7 protein-coding genes are annotated in these 7,288 nt (G+C 41.6%); 1 reads left to right on the top strand and 6 read right to left on the bottom strand.

Annotated features, from left to right (window positions below):
- Positions 1-31: 31 nt before the first annotated feature.
- Together F6K20_RS17340 and F6K20_RS17335 are read right to left on the bottom strand one after the other, a co-directional pair.
- Entirely contained in the window at positions 32-802 is a 771-nt protein-coding gene (locus F6K20_RS17340) for a hypothetical protein (protein ID WP_008185267.1), read from the bottom strand.
- 300 nt (positions 803-1,102) lie between these two features.
- Positions 1,103-3,616, bottom strand: a complete 2,514-nt coding sequence (locus tag F6K20_RS17335) for a CHASE2 domain-containing protein (RefSeq protein ID WP_287251555.1) — start codon at positions 3,614-3,616, stop codon at positions 1,103-1,105.
- Between F6K20_RS17335 and F6K20_RS17330 the strand changes: the two genes are divergently transcribed.
- The gene (locus F6K20_RS17330) at positions 3,596-3,769 is read left to right on the top strand and encodes a hypothetical protein (protein WP_158026648.1); all 174 of its coding nucleotides are present in this window, start codon (positions 3,596-3,598) and stop codon (positions 3,767-3,769) included. The genes F6K20_RS17335 and F6K20_RS17330 overlap by 21 nt on opposite strands.
- Here the strand turns inward: F6K20_RS17330 and F6K20_RS17325 are convergent.
- The 4 genes from F6K20_RS17325 to F6K20_RS17310 all read right to left on the bottom strand — a co-directional run.
- Positions 3,736-3,984 (bottom strand): hypothetical protein, encoded by a 249-nt coding sequence (locus F6K20_RS17325; RefSeq protein ID WP_287251556.1) that lies wholly within the window; start codon positions 3,982-3,984, stop codon positions 3,736-3,738. The genes F6K20_RS17330 and F6K20_RS17325 overlap by 34 nt on opposite strands.
- Complete coding sequence (locus F6K20_RS17320; RefSeq protein ID WP_008185261.1) at positions 3,959-5,107, bottom strand: DUF1822 family protein; 1,149 nt, start codon at positions 5,105-5,107, stop codon at positions 3,959-3,961. Before F6K20_RS17320 ends, F6K20_RS17325 begins: the two co-directional genes overlap by 26 nt.
- A gap of 216 nt (positions 5,108-5,323) precedes the next feature.
- A complete protein-coding gene (locus F6K20_RS17315; RefSeq protein ID WP_008185259.1) occupies positions 5,324-6,919 on the bottom strand; it encodes a hypothetical protein in 1,596 nt (531 codons plus the stop codon).
- 140 nt (positions 6,920-7,059) lie between these two features.
- On the bottom strand, positions 7,060-7,288 hold a 229-nt coding region (locus tag F6K20_RS17310), incomplete at its 5' end, for a hypothetical protein (protein WP_287295431.1).

The following is a 7,288-nucleotide window of genomic DNA, read 5'->3' as shown; positions in this document are numbered from 1 at the left end:
CGACACCTTTTTTGTGGCCCCACCCTACTTGCTATTCACGCTCCTTCTTACAAAAATCATGAGCCTTATTGTTAATCTTATCAATAAGATCAGTTACCTCAGCCGGAGGATTAGGCATCAGATAAATTTCCCGTAATGCATCTGACCAAAGTTGTTTGTCTATGAAATAGTTAATTCGTTTCAGAGCAATCTTATCAGCACTGGCATCTTCAGCTTTCAGGTTACTTTCTAATTCATTTAAGTCAGTGGTGATTTGATTACGCTTTTCGTCATCCATTAGACGAAAACTTCTCTTAGTAGGAAGTTGTTCTAAAGGAATTGTATTCCGCCAATAGTAATCTTTACCTGGTTTTAAAGGCTCCCCTTGATAAAGGATACTATTAGTAGTAGGCTCTAACGGTTGCTCCCACAATTGTTTTTCAGTACGATACTCACGCACCTCAATACCTTTCATTTCTCCTTGCCATAGGAATAGGGGTTGCTCACTCCAAATTTCTAAGCTTCCTTTATGATTAGAATTTGGGTCACGATCTGGTAGTTGACCAGGGGTGAGCATGCAGAGAGTTTGCTCGATAGGATTATCATATCTTGAGCTCCCTCTTGAGCCCCCTTTACCTTTGTCACGTCGCAATATATCCCAGATATCACCCCATTTTAAGGTAACTAGCTGGCCTTTAAACTGGGATAAATTCTGACCAGACTGAGGTCTTTTTACTATGGCATCAAGGGGCAGTGCAGAAGAACAGACTAGCACGACCACTGTTAGTGCCAGGGTTGATTTGTTTTGGATTAATTTAATCATAATACAGTATTTTTCAATTGGGTAAAGTACAAATTATTGGTTTTTTGGGAATCGGTAATCGGGAATATGGAATCGGAAATTGGTAAAAAATATTGTGTACATGATAGTTATGAAAAACGGTATATTTGAGCTGATTACAGTAAACTATTATTTACTTTTGCCTTTTGCCTTTTGCCTTTTGCCTTTTGCCTTTTGCCTTAACAGGATAAGCTTTGTAATAGTATAATAATTGCTATATTGTTCCCTACTCCCTACTCCCTACTCCCTACTCCCTACTCCCTACTCCCTACTCCCTACTCCCTACTCCCTTTTCGTAACGCTATAGGTACTAAACACTACTAAAGGCATCAAAGTAGGTAGCAGCACCTTTAAGGAGATATAAACTTGTAGTGAAACCAAGCAATAAACTAACCAATAAAGCAACCAAGCGTTATCTATATTGCTAAACCACCATTGCTGTTGCTCCGGAGAATTCTGTTTAATTAACCTAAATCCCTTACCTAAAACAGCGGTTAGCAAAATCATCAAAGCATTAGGAATTGGTATCACCAGATGCTGGGAAAAAAGATGGTGGGCAATGTAACTATGGGCTTCACCACCAGTAAATGATGGTTTGCTATCGAACCAGTCTTGCCAACCCTGTGAACTACGCCAGAAGGCGACCGGAAGGGGAAGCAGATGATTATCTTCCCCTTCTTGATCAATTCCTGCTTGTTGATATCCTCCTGAAGCAACAATCACAATGGTCTGGTTAAGGCTGATATCATCAGCTAGAGCATCTTCAGAACAGGTGCCTAATAACTCACAAGCAGAAATTCTTTGATAAACCTGCTCTGGAGGCAGGGAATAGTCAATAATCGGTTGAAACCATTCTAAGAAATATGCGATCGCAGGACGTTTGACCCTCCCCAACCAAGCCACTTGTGTATGGGCTTGTGTATGGGCTTGTGTATGGGCTTGTGTATGGGCACCATTAACCCAATCAATCACTGAAGTCCTAAATTCCTGATTACTGTCTTGAAGCTCAGGTAATCCCATAGCTAATTGAGTAGTGCCGGAATCTTGATCACGTAAACAATAGGAAAGAACTAGTAAATAGCTAAACGGACAACGTTTATCACAATTATTGCTAGGTAACTCCACATACCAATCATAGGTTGTAATATCTCCCTCCATGGTTTGATTGAGGTTAGCGATTTTATCACTCACTCCCTGATAATCAGCAGGATGATCAGCTTCAATTGCTGCCCAAACTAACCAGGTATTATTTTTAATCGCTTCATTAACTGATTGCTGTAACTGTTTACTATTATCGGGCTGTTGTTGGTCTTGATCTAAGATATAATCAAATCCAATTATGCTAGCATTACTGGTAACTAATTTATCTAAAATACTTGCTAAGTAACCATAATCCATATACCTGCCATCAACCAATTTAACCTTGTCCTGTTCAAGAGACTTGTTATCAATTTGAACTAACCGAACTGGAGACTTAACTGGAGAAGGATTAGCTTGCCACTCCACCTGCTGAGTAACCTGACGGTAACCAGCCTGTAACAATAGACGAGATTCTAACAGTAAATCCTGACAATCCGGGATTAAACTAACGGTTAACCATGCCGATAACCACAGGGCTTCCTTCTTAGTGGGCAACCAATTTCTGAGACTGTGCCCTAAACCGAATGGTTCCAAGCGAAACAGTACTGATTGGGGATGGCGAAATAAGGTAGGGATTAAGTAAGCAGAAGGATAGGTAAGATTTTGTTGGTCTTTAAGAAAAGCACAAGCATCCCTTAGGGCTTCATGGACATCCTTATACTCAGCCAAACTGTTGAGAAACTGGACAATAAAAACTTGAGCCACCTGATTGTGAATAGGTTCTGCCATCACCGCCACTTGAGGTAACCCTAAAGCAATTAGGGATTCCGCAATCGAGATACCATCACAAGAATTAAAAATAGCAAACTTCAGGCCATTAGCTATCCCTTGTTGGAGGGATTGTTGAATCTCATTAATTCCTAGAGAAGCATCAGGAGCAATATGTAATTCTCCACCAGTACAGGCAGTTTCATTACTATGTCCAGCAAAGAATAAAATATCCCAACCCCTAGGATTAGCAATTTCCTTAACAATTTCCTGCTTAAGACTAGTAGAGTCTTTTCCTGGTTGCCAACCAATAAATTTTATGTCAGCTAGCTTAGACAGGTGAGCTAACGCCTTGCGGTCTTCTTCAAAGTCTAATCCTTTTTCATCACCCAAGATAGCCAAAACTCTGGCTCGGCGACGGATTGAAGGAATAATTTTATCATGACTAATCCCAGCATGGATAGTATTAGAAACCCGAGCAATCCGGATAGTTCCGAATCCCGATAAATTCGTCCTAGTAGTAGTACTAATTTCCCAAGCTTCCCAAGGTAAGCGAGTTAATTCAGGACAATTACAGGTGAGGAGAATATCAACCCAATACCGACGATTAATAGACGAATCCGTAGCTGCCTTAGCAATTTCCTCACGAATTTCATATAACTCTCCATCCCGTAACCAATTATGAAATATTGATAAAAACCTAGCTTCTGCTTCCCGCAACAGGGCAGCTGGATCCTTCTTAACTGTAAGTCTACCACTTTTTGGGACTTTACCTCGCAAATTTTTGTAACAATTAATGTAAGCATATTTCCAGTCTTGGTAACCTTGATCAAGGTCTTGAGGATAATCTACTATGGCAGCAATAGTCTTACCGTTTTCCCAAGATAACTCAAAGTTACAACCTGACTTGATTTTGATGACTTTAAGGTGAAAAATTTTACTTTTCATGTTACTTATAGTAGTCAGCAGTCAGCGGTCAGTGGTCAGCGGTCAGCGGTCAGTGGTCAGCAGTCAGCGGTCAGCAGTCAGCAGTCAGCAGTCAGCAGTCAGCAGTCAGTGGTCAGCCGTCAGCTTATTTTATTCAAAAGCTTTTCGGTGTAGCTTGGCCTACGGCCAATGGCTGATAGCTGATAGCTGATAGCTGATAGCTGATAGCTGATAGCTGATAGCTGATAGCTGATAACTGATAGCTGATAGCTGATAGCTGATAGCTGATAACTCATAGCTGATAGCTGATAGCTGATAGCTGATAGCTGATAACTCATAGCTGATAGCTGATAGCTTACCTCCCTACTCCCTACTCCCTTTAAATTCAAACAACATCGAGGTTTGTACTGTTTCCTCAGCAGTGGTAATTGTAGCTAGAAACTTTTCATGATTAGCTCCCACAAACTGAGTAAATAAATAGTCATCATCAGTGGTAAATTCCTGTTGATCCAAGACCATGGTAAAGTCAGTAATACGCAATTTTATCCCCGAAGGTGGAGTATTACCTGGGCTAGCTCCCAGGATTAGCACTATAGTCCAATCTCCCTCTGGTTCAGACTGGGGTAATTGCCAAGTTACAGCATAAAGGCGCAGTGGAATTCCAGCTAGTTGAAAATCTCGATAACTACGAACAGCGGCAGCAGGAATTTCGATATCAATAATAGTTATAATCTCAGCTAATTCTTGGGCTGGGGTAGGACGAAACCGCAATGCTGGGGAAGGTGCTGGTAATAGCTGCCAAGATAACTCTTGAGCTAGGTCATCAATTTGATTATATAACCATTGTCCCACATTAATCGCTCGTTGATTCAGGATTTCGATTACGTCTCTAACATAATTAGGCTCGCGCTGTGGTATCTCTGGTAAAGGAATTTCCTCAGGAGATAGACATTGTAAATCCAGTAGTAAGTCGTCTCCACTCATAGTAAACCTAGATAAAGGGAGCTCGTAATTATGATCAGAGCCAACAGCTAGATTACTAATATCTTTGACTAGCTGGTCGTATCGATTTACGCCTTTAATCCCAGCAATACCTAAGTCATCATCAATGGCAATCACCACATAAAAATGAGCAGTAAATTGGGGAATAGTAACAATCCCTTGAGGCAGATTTACCAACGGGTCACTAAATCCCAAGCTAGGAATAAGGCAAATCTTAAAATCTCCTACTCGTAGATTACACACAGCATTAATAGCTTTAGCAATAGCTTGAGATAATTCCGAGTATCCTAACCCATTAGCTGCCCGTTCTACCCGTAAACTTGGCTCCCGTTTTTCCAGCCAATCTTCAAACACTAGTAAGGCTAATTCTTGGAGATAGATAGCTAATATTCCTGATTTTTCTGCCATCTGGTTAGCTATATCCAGGGCTTTTTGTTGTTGTTCTAATTCCAGCGTTAGGGTTTCGGTTAATGCTGGAAATGAAATCAGTTCTGTAGATGTATTTAGCATTTTTAGTTGAGTAATAATAGGGAGTAGGGAGTAGGGAATCGGGAATCGGGAATCGGGAATCGGGAGTCGGGAGTCGGGAGTCGGTAATAAAAGTTGGCATTCAAGCTAAGTTATTTATTATTGCCAATTAAGAAGTGGACTTTATCTTTTTTGTCTCATTTTCATAATTAACTTATCTGCAAATGGCTATATGACGTCCATTTAACTTTCTTCTCCCTACTCCCTACTCCCTTTTTCTTCTCCCGACTCCCGATTCCCGATTCCCGATTCCCGACTCCCCACTCCCTTGTTCAATAATTCACATAAGGTGCGAGAAAAATTACTAGAGAGTTTGTATTGGTTTTTAACAAAAGTCTCCTTCCTAGCTGCAGTCATAATCTGGTTAATTGCTTCCTCTACAAACTGACTAATTCGTTTGTCTAATTCCTTAACCTCTTGTGCAGAAGCGTAGGCTTGGCCTAACTCCACTAGTTGGTGATGTAATCTTACGGAAGTGCGTCTAGCAATATCAGCCCGAAAAGCTTTCAGGTCTAGCAAGCGACTGACTTGATATTGAGCAGTGAAGCCAATTTGGGCAGCAATCTTAGTCATAGTGACATGGTGACAGTGAAATAAATCTAGGGCTTCTAAAAATTGCTGATGTTTTGGCTTTTGTTGACGACTTAGATAAGTAACTCGGTTTTGAATAACGTCTTGAATAGCGGTAGTTAAACAATCCTGTAGTAATTGGTCATAGGCAGCTAATACTTCGTTTTCTTCCTGATTATTACTTGTATCATCAGCTGCTAATTGATGCTCAAATTTTCCTAAAGCTTGAGTGGGCACATTCCGGCCATGATTCCGTTTATAGTCTCGAATTAGCTGAGCTAAGGTTTGTAACTCAGTAAGCACTGCTTCTGGAGATAGTTTACCTATCAGCTGTAATTGCTCTTTGGTAGGAATTGGGTAGGGAGTTGTGAGTTTACCTAAGCCTTGTTGTTGTCGTTGTTGGTTAATTTGATTACGCTCTGCTTGCAGTTGACTTACATAAATCCTTTGATAACTTTCTAATAACTCACGATAGTGGTTAATTTCCTGAGCAGTTAGCTGATGAAACTCCGATATAATCCGGTGTAGTTTACCAGGAGTGGTTTGTTTGAGTAATAACCAATCGGTTACCTGCTCAATTCCATAGTATAGTAAAAATCGTTTTACCTCCTTATTGGTTTTAACCAGTCTCTTTGTCCAGGCAAATAAGCTACTTTTATCTGGGTCAAAGGTTTTTAAAGTATAGGTAATTAGAGACTTATTTTCATCTAGTTTATGGCCTTGATCGCCCTCATGATAACGGTCAAGTACTAATGGCATTAGGTCATCCATGGTAAAATTATGCTGCTGACCAAATTGCTCTACTAACTGATAACAAACCTCCTTGATTTGCTGAGAAACTAAACAACGTAGACAAACCTCAGCGAGCTCAAGGTCCTCGTCTTGGCTATGATAACGTTCCCACAGTCTGCTAATCAGGGCTTGGTCTATGGTGTCTTCACCTGTAGACAAGGTAAGAGCTTGGGCACTGATAAACTCCTTAGCCTTTTCTATGGGTTTAGTTTGATGTTGACCCAAACGATTAATATAATTGAGTGTCCAGTATTTGGCTAAGCTGGTTTTCATGAGGGAGTAGGGAGTAGCAATAGGCAATAGGCAATAGGCAATAGGCAATAGGCAATAGGCAATAGGTGCGTAGGGTGCGTAGGGTGCGTTAGGGGCGGACTTGCCGTTATTTTTCGCCTCGTAGCCAGGGTTGGGATAGTCGGCCCCGTAACGCACCACTTGCCCTAATTTTCGGCTCGAGCGCCAGGGTTGGGATAGTCGGCCCCGTAACGCACCACAGGGTCAAAAAGCAAAGTGAGATGCATCCTAGCAATCTCCGCCGACAAGGGAACCAAATCTTACTCTTACCTATCTGGTAACTATCCGACCCTATGCATTTTGTGGAAAAAATTGGGCTTGAAGTGTATAAGTGAAGGGATGGCCTCAAAGGCATTGCGACAGGCAACTGTCAGCGCGAAAGCCGGCAGACTCCAGCACGTGCCCAGAAGGTAGGCTTGTATATGCGGCACCAGCTCGGCTCGCAGCGACCAGTGCGGCAGGGTCAGATAACAGCCAGCCGCAATTGTCAGCGCCAGTGCGCCAACAGCC

Origin of the sequence: Moorena sp. SIO2C4 (assembly GCF_010672485.1) — a bacterium.
GTDB lineage: Bacteria > Cyanobacteriota > Cyanobacteriia > Cyanobacteriales > Coleofasciculaceae > Moorena > Moorena producens.
The sequence above is the reverse complement of the archived record's forward strand: the minus strand, read 5'-3'. Positions and strand labels throughout refer to the sequence as shown.